Consider the following 18507-nt stretch of genomic DNA (forward strand, 5'->3'; position numbering starts at 1 on the left):
TACGCGGATCGTGTTCCTCGGCGGTGGTTCTCGATGGTGCATTCCGATGATTTCCTTGCGGTGACCGGCGAGCCGGCGGCACGCGCCGCGGTGCAGGCGCTGCGTCCGTCGCTGATCCGGGAAGTGGCGAACGCCGGCTTCGGCGTGCCGGACATGCTGCCGTTCTGGTTCGGCGAATCCGATCGCGTGACGCCGGATTTCATCCGCGACGCCGCGGCGGCCGCGTTGCGCGACGGTGCGACCTTCTACACGCACAACCTCGGTACCGCGCCGTTGCGCGCGGCGATCGCGGCCTACGTCGGCGCGCGCCACGGCGCGACGGCGGCCGACACGGTGGCCGTGACGAGTTCCGGCGTGAGCGCGCTGACGCTGGCCGCGCAGATGCTGGTCGGTCCCGGGGACCGTGTCGTCGCGGTCACGCCGCTATGGCCGAACCTCGTCGAAATTCCGAAGATTCTCGGCGCGCAGGTCGAATGCGTGCCGCTCGGGTATGGCGACGCGGGCTGGCGGCTGGATGTCGGGCGGCTGCTGGCCGCGCTGACGCCCGAGACGCGAATGTTGCTGATCAATTCGCCGAACAACCCGACCGGCTGGACGATGTCGCGTGACGACCAGCAGGCCGTGCTCGCCCATTGTCGCCGGCACGGCATCTGGCTGGTCGCCGATGAAGTGTACGAACGGCTCGCGTTCGATGCGGGCGGCGCGCCGTCGTTTCTCGATATCGCCACGCGCGACGAACGGGTCGTCGTCGTGAATTCGTTCTCGAAGGCGTGGGCGATGACGGGCTGGCGGCTCGGATGGCTTGTCGCGCCGGCGTCGGTGATGGGCGACCTGTCGAAGCTCGTCGAATACAACACGTCGTGCGCGCCGGGCTTCGTCCAGGCCGCGGGCGAGGTTGCGCTGCGCGACGGCGAGCCGTTCGTGCGGTCGTTCGTCGCGTCACTGCGCGACGCGCGCGATCACCTGGTCGCCGCGCTGCGGACGTTGCCGGACGTCGAGGTGCCGCCGCCGCCGGGTGCGATGTACCTGTTCCTGCGGCTGCCCGGCGCGGCCGACAGTCTCGCGTTCTGCAAGACGCTGGTGCGCGAGGCGGGCATCGGCCTGGCGCCCGGGCGGGCGTTCGGCCCGGAAGGCGAGGGCTTCGTACGGTGGTGCTATGCATGCGATCCTGCCCGGCTCGACGCGGGCGTCGAGCGGCTGCGCCGGTTCCTCGCGCACGGTTCGGCGGCCCGCTGAAGCAGGGCCGGAGCGCGCGCGCCGTACTGGCGGCGGCCCGCTCGGCTCATCTTTACGCACCGGGCAATTTTGCGTAATATGGCGCTCAGTCACGCGGTTCCGTCGTTGAGCCGTGCTGTTCCGTCCGGTTTGGGCCTGGCCTGAAGTTGGTTCGCCGCCCCCGGTTCGTGCTCCCATCAATATGACCGATCAGAATCGGGCGAGCGCGTCTTCCGTTCCTTTCGTCTGTTTGTTGATCCGGTTCGTTTGACCACAGGGTCTGGCCTAGCTGCATGAATACCCAAGAGGCGAAGATCGTCCTCGAGACTGCTTTGATCTGCGCGCAGGAACCGCTGAAGCTCGGCGATTTGCGCAAGCTCTTTGCCGACGGCGTGTCGGCTGACACGGTCCGCACGTTGCTCGAAGATCTGAAACAGGATTGGTCCGGCCGCGGCGTCGAGCTGGTGGCGCTGGCGACCGGATGGCGCTTTCAGAGCAAGCCGGCGATGCGTCATTATCTGGATCGCCTGCATCCCGAGAAGCCGCCGAAGTATTCGCGCGCGGTGCTCGAAACGCTCGCGATCATCGCGTACCGGCAACCCGTCACGCGCGGCGACATCGAAGAGATTCGCGGCGTGACGGTCAACACGCAGGTGGTCAAGCAACTCGAGGATCGCGGCTGGATCGAGGTGATCGGTCATCGTGACGTGCCGGGACGCCCGGCGCTGTACGCGACGACCAAGCAGTTTCTCGACGATCTCGGCCTGAAGGCGCTCGACGATCTGCCGGCGCTCGAAGAGCCGGCCGCGAACATCGAGGCCGCGCTGCTCGCGCAGCAGGCGATGGATTTCGACGGGGACGTGCCGGTTGCCGACGACGCGGCGAGCGATCCGTCGCAGGCGCTGGCGGATGAAACATCGGTCGAATTGCCGGACGATGCCGCGACTGCGGCCGACGGCGCGTCGACGCAGGAAATTCCGGGTCGCGATACGCTCGAGGCTGATCGCGGGCACACGGAACAAACGGAACAGGTGGGCGCCCAAGCAGTGCCGACCGGTGTGCAGTCCGAGCCGCCGCGTGCGGATCGGGGTGAGGAAGATCGCAAGCCGGCCGCCGAAGCGGCTGCCGGAGACGGAGCGGAAGCGGCCGGCGTCACGCCCGGCGAGGCTGACCAGGCCAACGCGTCCCGTTCCCGTTCCGCGGACGACGAGATGCTGGACGACACGTCCGACAGTCTCGCGGATGCCGTACGAAGCGCCAGCGCGCCCATCGGCGCCGACGCGTTGCCGGACGACGAAGCAGAACCCGAACAGCGTCGCGCCTGATCGCGGCCAACATCTTGCCGCGCCCGCGCCGGGCGCGAGACCTGACATTTTGAGGTTGTTTTGACTGATATCCACGATATTGAATCGTCCGCGCCTGCCGTGCAGGCGGCGCGCGCCGACGATGCGCCGGAGCAGGATGCTTCGGCCGGTGGCGACGAGCGTCCCCGCCGCGGTTTGCGGCGCGGCCCGCGCAGCCTGATCGCGCGGCGTCGCGCGGCAGCCAAGTCGAAGGGCGCCGAAGGCGAGCAGCCGGGCGGCGAAGGCGCGGATGCGCAGCCGGCCGAGACGGCCGAAGCGCAGCCGGCGCGTGCGCCGCGCAACAAGGACGGTGCGGCCAAGGGGGGGCGCAAGCCGGCCGGCAAACGCGAAGGCGCGGCCAAGGCTGGCCAGGGCGGTCAGGGCCGGCGCGGTGCGCCGAAGGCTGAAGGCGGCCCGGTGAAGGCGGAGGGCGATGCGTCCCAGGACGAGCTGTTCGCCTACGTGACGTCGCCTGCATTCGACGCGGACAACTCCGCGGGCGGCAGCGGCGTGCGTGCGCCGATGCTGCGCCGCGGCCGCAACCAGCCGGCGAACAAGCGCGTGCTGTCGCCGGACGACGACGCGCCGAAGCTTCACAAGGTGCTGGCGGAGGCGGGCATGGGCTCGCGCCGCGAAATGGAAGAATTGATCGTCGCCGGCCGCGTGTCGGTGAACGGCGAGCCCGCGCACATCGGGCAGCGCATCATGCCGACCGACCAGGTGCGGATCAACGGCAAGCCGGTCAAGCGCAAGCTGCCGAACAAGCCGCCGCGCGTGCTGCTGTACCACAAGCCGACGGGCGAGATCGTCAGCCACGCGGATCCGGAAGGCCGTCCGTCGGTGTTCGATCGCCTGCCGCCGATGAAGACGGCGAAATGGCTTGCGGTGGGTCGCCTCGACTTCAATACCGAAGGTCTGCTGATGCTGACGACTTCGGGCGATCTCGCGAACCGCTTCATGCACCCGCGCTACAGCGTCGAGCGCGAGTATGCGGTGCGCGTCGTCGGCGAGCTGGCCGAAGGGATGCGGCAGAAGCTGCTGCACGGCGTCGAGCTCGATGACGGTCCGGCGAATTTCCTGCGTATCCGCGACGGCGGCGGCGAAGGGACGAACCACTGGTATCACGTCGCGCTGGCCGAAGGCCGCAACCGCGAAGTGCGCCGGATGTTCGAGGCCGTCGGCCTGATGGTGAGCCGCCTGATCCGTACGCGTCACGGCCCGATCCCGCTGCCGCGCGGCCTGAAGCGCGGTCGTTGGGAAGAGCTCGACGACGCGCAGGTGCGCAAGCTGATGGCGACGGTCGGCCTGAAGGCGCCGACCGAGGAGAAGGGCAAGCGCGGCGGGGCTGGCCAGGCCGAACGCCGTCAGCCCGATCCGATGGAGACGTCGATGGGTTTCATCAGCCGTGAGCCGGTGCTGACGACGCATGGGCAACTCGACCAGCCGCGCCGCGGTGGCGGCAGGCGCGGCGTGCCGGGGCTGCCCGGCCTGAGCGGCTACGGCAGTCTGCCGGTTTCGCCGTCGGGCTACGGTAATCGTACCGGCGGTGGCCGTGACGGCAACCGTGGTGGCATGGGCGGTCGCGATGGCAACCGTGCCGGCGGCCGCGATGTCGACGGCAATCGCGCGTCGTACGGCGCGGGCTCCAAGCGCGAAGGCGCGGGCGGCAAGCGCGGCGGCGGCAAGGGCGGCGGTAATCGCAATCCGAACGGCAATCGGGCGGATGGCGCCGGCAACGGCGGCGGTCAGCGCGGCGGCCAGCGTCCGCAGCGCAGCCGTACGCGCAGCCGCTGAACGCATGTCGGCGCGCGGCGGCGCACAGCCGCCGGCGTGCCGGCCCGATCGGCATTCCGCCGATTTTGCCGGCACCGCGCATTGCGCCGATCGCTTTCGACCATAGATATGTCGCGTGCCGCTGCCTCGCAGTCGGCAACCGGTCGCCGGTCTGACAGGATCGTGCCGGCGGATCGGGTAACCCGATTTCGCATTTTTGGTCCGTAAAAGCGCGCGACGCGCTGCTTTTACCGGCTGGCTTGGCGTTTGCGCCAAAAATCGCTATAATCGCGGAGTCGCTGGGCGTACGGATTCAATGTGCGGCTCAGGTGCGACCACCAGTAAGAAAGATGGGCGTTCCGCCCATTTTTTTTTGCTGAAACGGTTAGGCATCTCGGGTAGCGCTTCCTGCGCCGGCTAAGGCGCGCGCCCGCGGGTGAATCGCGAGCGGCGGGCGCGAACACCTGAGAGGACACTGTGCAACTGACGGAACTGATAGAAACCACGGTCACCGGGCTCGGCTACGAGCTGGTGGATCTCGAGCGCACCGGGCGCGGCATGCTTTGCATCTATATCGATCAGCCTGCCGGCATCTCGCTCGAAGATTGCGAAAAGGTCACGCGTCAGCTCCAGCACGTCTTGACGGTCGAAAACATCGATTACGAACGGCTCGAAGTCTCGTCCCCGGGGCTCGACCGCCCGTTGAAGAAGCTGGCCGACTTCGAGCGCTTCGCCGGCAGCGAAGTTTCCGTGACCTTGAAAAAGCCGCTGGACGGGCGCAAGACGTACCGGGGCATTCTGCACGCGCCGAATGGCGAAACGATCGGTTTGGAATTTGAGGGGAAGAAGGGCGAGGCAGCCATGCTGGATTTCACGCTGGCCGATATCGACAAAGCCCGCCTGATTCCGCAAGTTGACTTTAGGAGCCGCAAATAATGAGTCGCGAAGTGTTGATGCTGGTGGATGCGCTGGCGCGCGAGAAAAACGTCGACAAGGATGTGGTGCTGGGCGCCCTCGAGGCCGCGCTCGCTTCCGCTTCCAAGAAGCTGTTCGACGAAGGCGCCGAAATCCGCGTCCATATCGATCGCGAAAGCGGCGAGCACGAAACCTTCCGTCGCTGGCTCGTCGTGCCCGACGAGGCAGGCTTGCAGGAGCCGGATCGCGAGATCCTGCTGTTCGAGGCACGTGAGCAGAATCCCGACGTCGAAGTCGGCGAATATGTCGAGGAACCCGTTCCGTCGATCGAGTTCGGTCGTATCGGCGCGCAGGCCGCGAAGCAGGTGATCCTGCAGAAGGTGCGCGACGCGGAGCGCGAGCAGATCCTGAACGACTACCTCGAGCGGGGCGAAAAGATCATGACGGGTACGGTGAAGCGCCTCGACAAGGGCAACTTCATCGTCGAATCGGGCCGTGTCGAGGCGCTGCTGCGCCGCGATCAGCTGATCCCGAAGGAAAACCTGCGCGTGGGCGACCGCGTGCGTGCGTACATCGCGAAGGTCGACCGCACCGCGCGCGGCCCGCAGATCGAACTGTCGCGTACGGCGCCCGAGTTCCTGATGAAGCTGTTCGAGATGGAAGTGCCGGAAATCGAGCAGGGCCTGCTCGAGATCAAGGCGGCTGCCCGCGACCCGGGCGTGCGCGCGAAGATCGGCGTGATCGCCTACGACAAGCGGATCGATCCGATCGGCACCTGCGTCGGCATCCGCGGCTCGCGCGTGCAGGCCGTGCGCAACGAGCTCGGTGGCGAAAACATCGACATCGTGCTATGGTCGGAGGATCCCGCCCAGTTCGTGATCGGCGCGCTCGCGCCGGCAGCTGTCCAGTCGATCGTCGTCGATGAAGAAAAGCATTCGATGGACGTCGTCGTCGACGAGAACGAACTGGCTGTCGCGATCGGCCGCAGCGGTCAGAACGTTCGCCTCGCCGGTGAACTGACCGGCTGGCAGATCAACATCATGACGCCGGACGAATCCGCCCTGAAGCAGGGTGAAGAGCGCGACCGGCTGCGTGCACTGTTCATGGCGCGTCTCGATGTCGACGAGGAAGTTGCCGACATCCTGATCGACGAAGGCTTCACGAGCCTCGAAGAGATCGCCTACGTGCCGCTCAACGAAATGCTCGAGATCGAAGCGTTCGACGAGGACACCGTGCACGAGCTGCGCAACCGCGCACGCGATGCGCTGCTGACGATGGCCATCGCGAACGAAGAAAAGGTCGAGAACGCAGCGCTGGATCTCAAGAGCCTCGACGGCATCACGCCGGAGTTGCTCGCGAAGCTGGCCGAACACGGTGTGCAGACGCGGGACGATCTCGCCGAGCTTGCAGTGGATGAACTGGTCGACCTGACCGGAATGGAAGAGGATGCCGCTAAGGCGTTGATCATGAAAGCACGTGAACATTGGTTCCAGTGAGAAATGACCATGGCGCACTGATTTGATGGCGGCCGTATGGCCTGACCCGATGCTAACCGCAAGGAATCGGTCCTTGCACTAAGAGGAATGAATGGCGAGTAACAACGTAGCCCAATTTGCCGCGGAACTGAAAATGCCTGCTGGTGTGCTGCTCGAACAGCTGCAGGCAGCGGGCGTCCAGAAAGCGAGTGAAGACGATGCGCTGTCCGAAGCGGACAAGGCGCGTCTGCTCGATCATTTGCGCAAGTCGCACGGCGCAACCGACGGCGACAAGCGCAAGATCACGCTGACCCGCAAGCATACGTCGGAGATCAAGCAATCTGACGCGACGGGCAAGGCTCGCACCATTCAGGTCGAGGTCCGCAAGAAGCGCACGTTCGTCAAGCGCGACGACGTGAACGAGGGTGCGGAACAGGGTCAGGCGCAGGTCGCCGAAGCGGACGACGATGCGGAACTGAAGCGTCGCGAGGAAGAAGCGCGCCGCGAGGCCGAGCTGCTCGAGAAGCAGGCGCAGGAACTGCGCGAGCGCCAGGAACGCCTGGAGCGTGAAGAGGCGGAACGCCGCGCCCGCGAGGAAGCGGCTGAAGCCGAGCGCCGTCGCGCCGAGGAAGAAGCTGCGGCGAAGCGTGCCGCGGCCGAAGCCGCTGCGGCGCAGCAGCAGGTGGCAGCGCAGCAGGCCGCCGCGGCCGAGCAGAAAACGGCCAGCGTGGAGTCCGCGCAATCCGAGCAGTCCGCGCAGGACGAAGCGCGCGCGGCCGCCGAACGTGCGGCCCAGCGCGAAGCGGCCAAGAAGGCCGAGGACGCAGCCCGCGAGGCGGCGGACAAGGCGCGCGCCGAGCAGGAAGAGATCAGCAAGCGTCGCGCGGCGGCAGAAGCCGAGGCACGCGCGATCCGCGAAATGATGAACACGCCGCGCAAGGCCGTGGTCAAGGCAGTCGAGCCGCCGAAGCCGGTCGAGCCGCCGAAGCCGGCCGAAGCGAAGGGCACGCTGCACAAGCCGGCGAAGCCGGAAGGTGCGCAGGCACGTCCGGCCGTGAAGAAGCCGGCTGGTGCCGCGGCCCCGGCCACGACGCAGGCGCCGGCAGGCGCGGGCGACCGCAACAAGAAGCCGGGCGCAGGCAAGGGCGGCTGGCAGGACGACGCGGCGAAGCGTCGCGGCATCAAGACGCGCGGCGATTCGAGCGGCGGCGTCGACCGCGGCTGGCGCGGCGGCCCGAAGGGGCGCGGCCGTCACCAGGACAGCGCATCGTCGTTCCAGGCGCCGACCGAACCGATCGTTCGCGAAGTGCACGTGCCGGAGACCGTGTCGGTTGCCGATCTCGCGCACAAGATGTCGATCAAGGCCTCCGAAGTCATCAAGGTGATGATGAAGATGGGCCAGATGGTCACGATCAACCAGGTGCTGGACCAGGAAACGGCGATGATCATCGTCGAGGAACTGGGCCACCGCGCGGTTGCCGCGAAGCTGGACGATCCGGAAGCGCTGCTGGTCGAAGGCGAAACCGGTACCGATGCGGAGCAACTGCCGCGTCCGCCGGTCGTCACGGTCATGGGTCACGTCGACCACGGCAAGACCTCGCTGCTCGACCACATTCGCCGCGCGAAGGTTGCCGCTGGCGAAGCGGGCGGCATTACGCAGCACATCGGCGCGTATCACGTCGATACGCCGCGCGGCGTCATCACGTTCCTCGATACGCCGGGTCACGAAGCGTTCACGGCAATGCGTGCACGCGGCGCGAAGGCGACCGACATCGTGGTGCTGGTGGTGGCGGCCGACGACGGCGTGATGCCGCAGACGAAGGAAGCAATCGCCCACGCGAAGGCGGGTGGCGTGCCGATCGTCGTCGCGATCAACAAGATCGACAAGCCGGAAGCGAACCCCGATCGCGTCAAGCAGGAACTGGTCGCGGAAGGCGTCGTGCCGGAAGAGTACGGTGGCGATTCGCCGTTCGTGCCGGTGTCGGCCAAGACGGGCGCGGGCATCGACGATCTGCTCGAGAACGTGCTGCTGCAGGCCGAAGTGCTGGAACTGAAGGCACCGGTCGAAGCACCGGCCAAGGGCATCGTGATCGAAGCGAAGCTCGACAAGGGTAAAGGCCCGGTAGCGACGATCCTCGTGCAGTCCGGTACGCTGAACCGCGGCGACATCGTGCTGGCCGGTACGGCTTACGGCCGGGTTCGCGCGATGCTCGACGAGAACGGCAAGCCGACGAAGGAAGCCGGCCCTTCGATCCCGGTCGAAATCCAGGGTCTGTCGGAAGTGCCGGGCGCGGGCGAGGAAGTGATCGTGCTGCCGGACGAGCGCAAGGCGCGTGAAATCGCGCTGTTCCGTCAGGGCAAGTTCCGCGACGTGAAGCTTGCGAAGCAGCAGGCCGCGAAGCTGGAAAGCATGCTCGAGCAGATGGGCGAAGGCGAAGTGCAGAACCTGCCGCTCATCATCAAGGCAGACGTGCAGGGTTCGCAGGAAGCGCTCGTGCAGTCGCTGCTCAAGCTGTCGACCGACGAAGTGCGCGTGCAGATCGTGCACAGCGCGGTGGGCGGCATCAGCGAAAACGACGTCAACCTCGCGACGGCATCGAAGGCGGTCATCATCGGCTTCAACACGCGTGCGGATGCACAGGCGCGCAAGCTGGCCGAGGCGAACGGCATCGACATCCGCTACTACAACATCATCTACGACGCAGTGGATGAGGTGAAGGCGGCGATGTCGGGCATGCTGGCACCGGAGAAGCGCGAAGTCATCACCGGCATGGTCGAAGTCCGTCAGGTCTTCAAGGTGCCGAAGGTCGGTACGGTTGCTGGCTGTATGGTCACGGACGGTATCGTCAAGCGCTCGTCGTCGGTACGTGTGCTGCGCAACAACGTCGTGATCTTCACGGGCGAACTCGAATCGCTGAAGCGCTTCAAGGACGACGTGAAGGAAGTGAAGCAAGGCTTCGAGTGCGGTATGTCGGTGAAGAACTTCAACGACGTCATCGAAGGCGACCAGTTCGAAGTCTTCGAAGTGACCGAAGTCGCGCGTACGCTGTAATCGTCGCGCATCGGCTCATGGGCGGGGCAGGCTTGGGCCTGTCCCGCCCATTTTCATGGTGGCGTGCCGACAAGGGCCGCCACTTCATCCTGAAAAACGGATCACGGATCGATCATGTCCAGGAAACGCACTTCCCCCAATCGCAACGTTCAGATCGCCGACCAGATTCAGCGCGACCTGTCCGAACTCATCATGCGCGAGGTCAAAGACCCGCGTATCGGCATCGTGACCATCCAGAGCGTGGAGCTCACGCCGGACTACGCGCACGCGAAGGTCTACTTCACCGCGCTTACCGGTGACCCGGAAAAGACGCAGGAGGCGCTGAATCACGCGTCGGGTCACCTGCACAACCTGCTGTTCAAGCGCCTGCACATTCATACGGTGCCGACGCTGCATTTCCATTACGACCAGACGATCGAGAAGGCCGTCGAAATGTCGCGCCTGATCAAGGAAGCGAACTCGACGCGCGCGAAGGACGACGACGAGGCCGACGCACCCGCGAAGGACGACTGAGTTCGACCGGCCTATGACGAATGCAGCACCCCAACGTCCGCGCGTGCCCCGGCGCGTGCTGGATGGCGTCCTCCTGCTTGACAAGCCGGTCGGCCTGTCGAGCAACGATGCGCTGATTCGCGCGAAGCGCCTGCTCCTCGCGAAGAAAGCCGGCCACACCGGCACGCTCGATCCGCTGGCTTCGGGCCTGCTGCCGCTGTGTTTCGGCGAGGCGACCAAGTTTTCGCAGGACTTGCTCGAGGCCGACAAGACCTACGAAGCGACGATGCGTCTTGGCCAGCGCACGGCTACCGGCGATGCGGAAGGCGACGTGATCGACACGCGGCCGGTCGAATGCGACCGGGCGGCGGTGGAAGCCGCGCTCGTGCGCTTCACCGGCGAGATCGTGCAGGTGCCGCCGATGTATTCGGCGCTCAAGCGCGACGGCAAGCCGCTGTACGAATACGCGCGTGCGGGCCAGACCGTCGAGCGGGAAGGCCGTAACGTGACGATTCATGCGCTCGAACTGCTCGCTTGCGAGCTGCCCGACGTGACGTTTCGCGTGACCTGCAGCAAGGGCACGTATGTGCGTACGCTCGCGGAAGACATCGGCGAGGCGCTCGGTTGCGGGGCGCATCTGACGATGCTGCGTCGTACGGGCGTCGGTGCGTTGACGCTCGAACATGCGGTGACGCTCGATGCGCTGTCGGATGCAGCCGAAGCGGCACGCGATGCCTGGCTCCAGCCGGTCGATGCGTTGCTGTCGACGTTTCCGGCGGTTCGTCTCGACGATGCGTCCGCGAAGCGGTTCCTGCACGGCCAGCGCCTGCCGTTGTCGGCGCTCGGGCCGATCGAGGCGGCCGACGGCGAGCGCGTGCGTGTATACGACGCCACGCGGCTGCTCGGCGTGGCGCGCAAGGCGAATGGTGTACTGGCACCGGAACGGCTCGTCGTGACGGCTGCATGACGCTACGGCGCGCGTGCGCCGCAGTCGGCGTCCGAACAAGAAAAAGCCCGGTCGAAACGACCGGGCTTTTTGTTTGGTGCGTCGGTATTCCCGCTTGGGCGTTCAGTGCGCCGCCGATGCGGCCGCCCCGGCATCGCCGCCGCCCGCGCGTTCGGGCTTCGTGATCCAGATCAGTCCGATCAGCAGCACGAAGATCGCGGCCGAAATGTAGAACAGATCATTCACGCCGAGCTGCGCAGCCTGCTGCGTGGCCATGTTGTTGATCAGGCCGTGTGCCTGCTCGGGCGTGAGCCCGAGATTGCCCATCTGAGTGACGGCCTGGTTGAACGTCGGGTTGTACGGGTTCGCCTGCTCGACCAGTTGCGCGTGGTGGAAGTTGTTCCGATGATCCCATGCGGTCTGGAAGATCGACGTACCGATGCCGCCGCACATGATCCGCACGAAGTTCGACAGGCCGGACGCCGCGGGAATGCGGTGGCCCGGCAGGCCGGACAGCGTGATCGACACGAGCGGGATGAAGAAGCCGGCCATCGCGATCCCCTGCACGAGCGTCGGCAGTGTCAGCGACCACTCGTCGACGCCCGTCGTGTAGCGCGAACGCATCCAGAAGCACAGCGCGAACGTGAGGAATGACGCCGTCGAGATGAAGCGCGGATCGGTGCGCGGCAGATACTTCCCGGTGAGTGGCGACAACAGGATGGCGAACAACCCGACCGGCGCCATCACGAGGCCGGCGTCGGTCGCGGTGTAGCCGATTTGCGTCTGCAGCCACAGCGGCAGCAGCACGAGATTGCCGAAGTACAGGCCGTACCCGATCGACAGCGCGACCGTGCCGCCGGTGAAGTTTCTTATACGGAACAGCGACAGGTCGACGACCGGGTGCTCGGCGGTCAGCTCCCAGATCACGAAGAACGCGAAAGCAATGACAGCGGTCAGCGCGAGCACGACGATCGTCGTCGACGCGAACCAGTCCAGATCCTTGCCCTTGTCGAGCATGATCTGCAGCGAGCCGACCCACACGACCAGCAGCGCGAGGCCCACGCCGTCGATCGGCGCACGGCGCACGGCCGACTCCCGACTCCGGTAGATCACCCACGTCGCGGCGGCGGCGGCGATGCCAACCGGGATGTTGACGTAGAAGATCCACGGCCACGAATAGTTGTCCGAGATCCAGCCGCCGAGAATGGGGCCCGCGACGGGGGCGATCAGCGTCGTCATCGCCCATAGTGCGAGCGCCATTGGCGCCTTCGCGCGCGGATAGCTCGATAGCAGGAGCGCTTGCGACAGCGGAATCATCGGGCCCGCGACGGCACCCTGGAGCACGCGCGACGCGAGCAGGAATGGCAGGCTCGGCGCCAGCCCGCACATCCACGACGAGATGACGAACAGGATGATCGACACGAGGAACAGGCGGACTTGCCCGAAACGGTCGGTCAGCCAGCCGGTCAGCGGCACCGAGATTGCGTTCGCGACCGCGAACGACGTGATGACCCACGTGCCCTGGTCGGACGACACGCCGAGGTCGCCCGAGATGGTCGGGATCGCGACGTTCGCGATGGACGTGTCGAGCACGTTCATGAACACCGCGAGCGATACCGCGATCGTCCCGAGCAGGAGTTGTCCGCCTTGCAGGGGCGGATGGGAGACAGGAGCCTGTGCCATGTGGGTTGTCTTTCCGGAGTCGGAACGGTTACATCATTTTCGCGGCGCTGCCTGACTTCGCCGCGACGGGCGCCGACGCGCTGCCGCCTGCGTTCTCGGCGATGATGCGTGCGATTTCGGCATCGGCTTCGTCGCCGTACTTCGCGAACACGTTGGTCTCGTAGACGGTGTTCGGCGCGTTGACGAGCTGGTCGCCGCGTTCGTCCTTGATGTCCACGTCGACCTGCATCGACAGGCCGATGCGCAGCGGATGCTTGTCGAGATCCTTCGGGTCGAGTTCGATCCGCACCGGCAGGCGCTGGACGACCTTGATCCAGTTGCCGGTCGCGTTCTGCGCCGGCAGCAGCGAGAACGCCGAGCCCGTACCGGCCGAGAAGCCGACGACCTTGCCGTGGTAGGTGACCGACGAGCCGTAGATGTCGGCCGTCATCTCGACCGGCTGGCCGATCCGCATGTGCTTCAGCTGGACTTCCTTGAAGTTCGCGTCGACCCACACGGCGTTCAGCGGCACCACCGACATCAGCGGCGTGCCCGGCGACACGCGCTGGCCGACCTGCACCGAGCGCTTCGCGACGTAGCCGGTGACCGGCGCCGGCAGCACGTTACGCGCGTTCGCGAGGTAGGCGTCGCGAACCTTCGCGGCGGCGGCCATCACGTTCGGGTGCGAGGCGATCGTCGTGTTCGCGGTCAGCGCGCGATTCGATGCGAGTTGCTGCTGCGCGGCGTCGACCGACGCCTGCGCGGCCTTCACCGCGTCGCGTGCGTGCGAGATTTCTTCCTGCGACACGGCGCCCGTCTGTGCGACAGCCAGGCGGCGACGCAGGTCGTCCTGGGCCTTCGACAGGTCGGACTGGCGCAGCGCGACTTGCGCGCGGTACTGGTCGTCGTTGACGAACAGGCCGCGCACCTGGCGCACCGTCTGCGCAAGGTTTGCTTCCGCCTGCTGCAGCGCGACCTGCGAATCGGCCGGGTCGAGCACGACCAGCGGGTCGCCGGACTTGACCGTCTGCGTATCGTCCGCCTTCACGGCGATCACGGTGCCGGTGACCTGCGGCGTGATCTGCACGACGTTGCCGTTCACGTACGCATCGTCGGTGCCTTCATGGAAGCGGGCGACGAGGAAGTAGTACAGGCCGTATGCGATGGCCGCGATCACGATGACCGCGACGAGCAGCGTCATCATTCGTTTGCGCTTGCCGTTGTTCTGCGGCTGCGCGCTGGCGGCGTTTTGTTGGTCGCTCATGGCGATTTTCTCCGTCCGTTATTTCGAGTGTCTGCGTAGTGGTGGCGCCGGCTCAGTTGGCGGCCTGTTTGTTCGGCGTGGCGGCGTCGGGCGCGGCGAGCGGTGTGCCGGTTGCGTCGAACCCGCCGCCCAGTGCCTTGATCAGCGCGAGCTGCATGTCGCGGCGACGCATCTTCAGGTTGGTCACCGTCTGCTCCGATGCGAGGCGGTTGCTGTCCGCCGTCAGCACCTGCAGTTGCGGCGACAGGCCGGCCTTGTAGCGGATGACCGCGAGATCGTACGCGCGCGTCGATGCGTCGAGCGCGCGTTGGGCGTCGCCCATCTGGCGATCGATCGCGCGGATCGACGCGACCTGCGTCGCGACGTCGTTCAGCGCGCTGATCAGCGTCTGGTTGTAGTTCGCGACCGACAGGTCGAAGTCGGCGTAGCGGCCCTTGAGCTGGGCGCGCAGCGCGCCGGCATCGAAGATCGGCAGGTGGATCGCCGGGCCGAACTGCGCCTGGCGGCTCGCGAAGTTCAGGAATTTGCCCCAGCCGAACGCATCGAAGCCGAAACCGGCCGCGAGGTTCACGTCGGGATAGAACTCGGCCTTCGCTTCCTTCACGTCGTGCATCGCGGCTTCGACCTGCCAGCGCGCGGCGACGATGTCGGGGCGGCGCGACACGAGATCGGCCGGCAGGTTGCCGGGCAGCGTGACGTCGCCGGTCGGGTTCATCACCGGCGCGGCGATCTGCAGCCCGCGATCCGGACCCTTGCCGAGCAGCGCGGCGAGCTGGTAGCGCACCGTCGTGATCTGGCCGTCGAGGTCCGACAGCGAAGCCTGCGTGGTCGCGATGTTGCCGCGCGCCGTCTGGCGTTCGACGTTGGTGTCGAGGCCGGCCGAGACGCGGCCGTCGGTGATCTTGCCCACCGTCTCGCGGTTGGTGATCTCGCGCTGCGCGATGTCGCGCAGCGCATAGAGCTGCGCGAGCGAGTTGTAGGTGCGCGCGACCGACGACGCGAGCGTGATGCGCGCCTGCTGCATGTCGGCTTCGGCGGCCTTTTCCTGCGACACGGCCGTGTGCAGGCGTTCGCGGTTCTTGCCCCACAGGTCGAGTTCCCACGACGCGCTCGCGAGCGCATTGTTCTCGCTGTACCACTGGCCGCCGTACGGGGGCGGGAACAGCGCGTTCGACGAGTACAGCTCGCGCGTCCACGAATAGCTGGCTTCGGCCTTCGGCATCAGGTTCGATCGCGACGATTCGATGTACGACGATGCCTTCGCGATGCGCGCCTGCGCCTGGGCGATCGACGGATTGCCTTGCAGCGCTTCGTCGATCAGCTTCGGCAGTTGCGGATCGCCGAACTGGCTGGCCCAGTCGAGCGCCGGCCACTGGCCGCCCTGGGCCGGGAGGCTCTGCGCGGACTCGAATTGCGATGCGGGGGCGATCTGCTTGTCGCTCTTGATGCCGATGTAGTTTGCGCAGCCCGCCAGTGCGAATGCGGCGACCGCGGCGGCGACGGCGGCGCGACACGACCCGCCGCGCACGGACAACGGGGAGGACTTCATCGCGCTGACCCCTGACTCGGAATGAATGATGGACACTGCAAGGATTTCCTTACAATAAACTGTCAAAAGTAATTGTTATGGCAACTATTACGTGATGCTGCCGCCGGCCGTCTCGCAATAGTTGCTGAGAATGCGGCGCAGCATGCTCTTCAGGAACCCGACTTCTTCCGGCGTAAATCCGTCCAGCACCTGATCGAGCACGCTGCGGAAAATGGGCGGCAGCTGTTCGGCGAGCGCGCGGCCTTCATCGGTCAGTTCGAGGCGGACGACGCGCCGGTCCTCGATGCTGCGCACGCGGGACAGCAGGCCGCGTTTCTCGACCCGGTCGAGCAGGCGCGTGACCGCGCTCGCATCGATCCCGTATTCGCGCGCGAGCTCGGCGGCCGTCGAACACCTGCCGACCGCGATCATGAACAGCATGCTCGCCTGCGTGCCCGTGATGCCGAGCTCTTCCTGCGTGCGTTGCGTGACGAGGTTGGTCATCACCGACTTCACGCGCGACATCAGATAACCGACGCTGTCGTTCATCTGATACGAGGACAGCGACGAGACGGGTGGTTGGGTAGAGGAATCCGGCATAAAACCCTGAAGCTGCAATAGTTGACTAGGCAGCAGTATAGGCACAATTGCTTGCCGCGGCAAATGTTAATCGAACGGCAAAGGGCGCGCTGCGCGGTGCGAAAATCCCTCTCGGGGACAAGGTTTTGCGGTGTGCCGGGCGACGGCGCATTCGATCGCTTCGCCGGTTCACGGGCAGGGCTGGCGGGCCCGGTTTTGTCGCGTCGCGACGTGTCCGTCAGCTCTCGACATTCTCGCGTGCTATAATGTTAGGCTTTCCAAGCTGCAACAGCGCGCGCCCGTGAAAACGAGCGGGCGCGTTTGCGCGTTCAAACGATTTCCAGGTTTCTATGACCCGCGCCCTTCGCAATATCGCCATCATCGCTCACGTCGACCACGGCAAGACGACGCTCGTCGACCAACTGCTTCGCCAGTCCGGCACCTTCCGCGACAACCAGCAAGTCGCCGAGCGTGTGATGGACTCGAACGACATCGAAAAGGAGCGCGGGATCACGATTCTCGCGAAGAACTGCGCGGTCGAATACGAAGGCACGCACGTCAACATCGTCGACACCCCGGGCCACGCGGACTTCGGCGGTGAAGTCGAGCGCGTGCTGTCGATGGTCGACTCGGTGCTGCTGCTGGTCGACGCGGTCGAAGGCCCGATGCCGCAGACCCGCTTCGTCACGAAGAAGGCGCTTGCGCTCGGCCTGAAGCCGATCGTCGTCGTCAACAAGATCGACCGCCCGGGCGCGCGCATCGACTGGGTGATCAACCAGACCTTCGACCTGTTCGACAAGCTCGGCGCGACCGAGGAGCAGCTCGACTTCCCGATCGTCTACGCGTCGGGCCTGAACGGCTACGCGTCGCTCGACCCGGCCGCGCGCGAAGGCGACATGCGCCCGCTGTTCGAGGCGATCCTCGAGCACGTGCCGGTTCGCCCGGCCGATCCGGAAGCGCCGCTGCAGCTCCAGATCACGTCGCTCGACTATTCGACGTACGTCGGCCGGATCGGCGTCGGCCGCATCACGCGCGGCCGCATCAAGCCGGGTCAGCCGGTCGTGATGCGCTTCGGCCCGGAAGGCGACGTGCTGAACCGCAAGATCAACCAGGTGCTGTCGTTCAAGGGCCTTGAGCGCGTGCAGGTCGAATCGGCCGAAGCGGGCGACATCGTGCTGATCAACGGTATTGAAGACGTCGGCATCGGCGCGACGATCTGCGCGGTCGACACGCCGGAAGCGTTGCCGATGATCACCGTCGACGAACCGACGCTGACGATGAACTTCCTCGTCAACTCGTCGCCGCTCGCGGGCCGCGAAGGCAAGTTCGTGACGAGCCGCCAGATCCGCGACCGCCTGATGAAGGAGCTGAACCACAACGTCGCGCTGCGCGTGAAGGACACGGGCGACGAAACGGTGTTCGAAGTGTCGGGCCGCGGCGAGCTGCACCTGACCATTCTCGTCGAGAACATGCGCCGCGAAGGCTACGAGCTGGCCGTGTCGCGTCCGCGCGTCGTGATGCAGGAAATCGACGGCGTGCGTCACGAGCCGTACGAGCTGCTGACGGTCGACGTCGAGGACGAACACCAGGGCGGCGTGATGGAAGAACTCGGCCGCCGCAAGGGCGAAATGCTCGACATGGCGTCGGACGGCCGCGGCCGCACGCGTCTGGAATACAAGATCTCGGCACGTGGCCTGATCGGCTTCCAGAGCGAATTCCTGACGCTCACGCGCGGCACGGGGCTGATGAGCCACATCTTCGATTCGTACGCACCGGTCAAGGACGGCTCGGTCTTCGAGCGCCGCAACGGCGTGCTGATCTCGCAGGACGACGGCGCGGCCGTGGCCTACGCACTGTGGAAGCTGCAGGATCGCGGCCGCATGTTCGTGAAGCCGGGCGACGCGCTGTATGAGGGCATGATCATCGGCATCCACAGCCGCGACAACGACCTCGTCGTGAACCCGATCAAGGGCAAGCAGCTGACCAACGTGCGTGCGTCGGGTACCGACGAAGCCGTGCGTCTCGTGCCGCCGGTCCAGATGTCGCTCGAGTACGCGGTCGAATTCATCGACGACGACGAACTCGTGGAAGTGACGCCGCAGTCGATCCGCCTGCGCAAGCGCTTCCTGAAGGAGCACGAGCGTCGCCGCGCGAGCCGCGAAGGCGCGGTCGACTAAGCGTTCGACCGTTCGCTGCATCACGAAAAAGGCTGCCCGCGGGCAGCCTTTTTCGCATCTGCGCGACGCGCAACCGGATTGCCTGC

General features: G+C 66.1%; 13 protein-coding genes. 9 read left to right on the forward strand and 4 right to left on the reverse strand.

Features of this window, described 5'->3' with window-relative positions:
- The first annotated feature begins 33 nt into the window (after positions 1-33).
- The 8 genes from AC1VVG_RS07715 to truB all read left to right on the forward strand — a co-directional run bounded on the left by AC1VVG_RS07715 (position 34) and on the right by truB (position 11232).
- Complete coding sequence (locus tag AC1VVG_RS07715; RefSeq protein WP_482835453.1) at positions 34-1236, forward strand: pyridoxal phosphate-dependent aminotransferase; 1203 nt, start codon at positions 34-36, stop codon at positions 1234-1236.
- A 272-nt stretch (positions 1237-1508) separates the two neighbouring features.
- Entirely contained in the window at positions 1509-2540 is a 1032-nt protein-coding gene (gene scpB, locus AC1VVG_RS07720; RefSeq protein WP_482835454.1) for an SMC-Scp complex subunit ScpB, read from the forward strand.
- 60 nt (positions 2541-2600) lie between these two features.
- The gene (gene rluB / locus AC1VVG_RS07725) at positions 2601-4352 is read left to right on the forward strand and encodes a 23S rRNA pseudouridine(2605) synthase RluB (RefSeq protein WP_482835455.1); all 1752 of its coding nucleotides are present in this window, start codon (positions 2601-2603) and stop codon (positions 4350-4352) included.
- Positions 4353-4808: 456 nt separating this feature from the next.
- Positions 4809-5267 (forward strand): ribosome maturation factor RimP, encoded by a 459-nt coding sequence (rimP, locus tag AC1VVG_RS07730; protein WP_011351796.1) that lies wholly within the window; start codon positions 4809-4811, stop codon positions 5265-5267.
- On the forward strand, positions 5267-6742 hold the full coding sequence (gene nusA, locus AC1VVG_RS07735; protein WP_034190144.1) for a transcription termination factor NusA: 1476 nt from the start codon (positions 5267-5269) through the stop codon (positions 6740-6742). The genes rimP and nusA overlap by 1 nt, the downstream gene beginning before the upstream one ends.
- A gap of 91 nt (positions 6743-6833) precedes the next feature.
- Complete coding sequence (gene infB / locus AC1VVG_RS07740) at positions 6834-9773, forward strand: translation initiation factor IF-2 (protein WP_034190143.1); 2940 nt, start codon at positions 6834-6836, stop codon at positions 9771-9773.
- A 114-nt stretch (positions 9774-9887) separates the two neighbouring features.
- The gene (rbfA, locus tag AC1VVG_RS07745) at positions 9888-10286 is read left to right on the forward strand and encodes a 30S ribosome-binding factor RbfA (RefSeq protein ID WP_034190142.1); all 399 of its coding nucleotides are present in this window, start codon (positions 9888-9890) and stop codon (positions 10284-10286) included.
- Positions 10287-10299: 13 nt separating this feature from the next.
- On the forward strand, positions 10300-11232 hold the full coding sequence (truB, locus tag AC1VVG_RS07750) for a tRNA pseudouridine(55) synthase TruB (RefSeq protein WP_049032357.1): 933 nt from the start codon (positions 10300-10302) through the stop codon (positions 11230-11232).
- Between the two features lie 102 nt (positions 11233-11334).
- On the opposite strand, the gene AC1VVG_RS07755 is transcribed toward truB, so the two are convergent.
- The 4 genes from AC1VVG_RS07755 to AC1VVG_RS07770 all read right to left on the reverse strand — a co-directional run bounded on the left by AC1VVG_RS07755 (position 11335) and on the right by AC1VVG_RS07770 (position 16265).
- The gene (locus tag AC1VVG_RS07755) at positions 11335-12894 is read right to left on the reverse strand and encodes a DHA2 family efflux MFS transporter permease subunit (RefSeq protein ID WP_034190140.1); all 1560 of its coding nucleotides are present in this window, start codon (positions 12892-12894) and stop codon (positions 11335-11337) included.
- A gap of 28 nt (positions 12895-12922) precedes the next feature.
- Positions 12923-14137: an HlyD/EmrA/EmrK family protein gene (locus AC1VVG_RS07760; RefSeq protein ID WP_059557830.1), complete on the reverse strand. Its 1215-nt coding sequence runs from the start codon at positions 14135-14137 to the stop codon at positions 12923-12925.
- Between the two features lie 52 nt (positions 14138-14189).
- Positions 14190-15686, reverse strand: coding sequence for an efflux transporter outer membrane subunit (locus tag AC1VVG_RS07765; RefSeq protein WP_482835456.1), 1497 nt, complete (start codon positions 15684-15686; stop codon positions 14190-14192).
- 87 nt (positions 15687-15773) lie between these two features.
- Entirely contained in the window at positions 15774-16265 is a 492-nt protein-coding gene (locus AC1VVG_RS07770; protein ID WP_034190137.1) for a MarR family winged helix-turn-helix transcriptional regulator, read from the reverse strand.
- A 329-nt stretch (positions 16266-16594) separates the two neighbouring features.
- Here AC1VVG_RS07770 and typA point away from each other — a divergent pair, with 329 nt between their 5' ends.
- On the forward strand, positions 16595-18421 hold the full coding sequence (typA, locus tag AC1VVG_RS07775; protein WP_006490690.1) for a translational GTPase TypA: 1827 nt from the start codon (positions 16595-16597) through the stop codon (positions 18419-18421).
- Positions 18422-18507: the final 86 nt, after the last annotated feature.

It is taken from the genome of Burkholderia sp. L-4 (assembly GCF_056856535.1).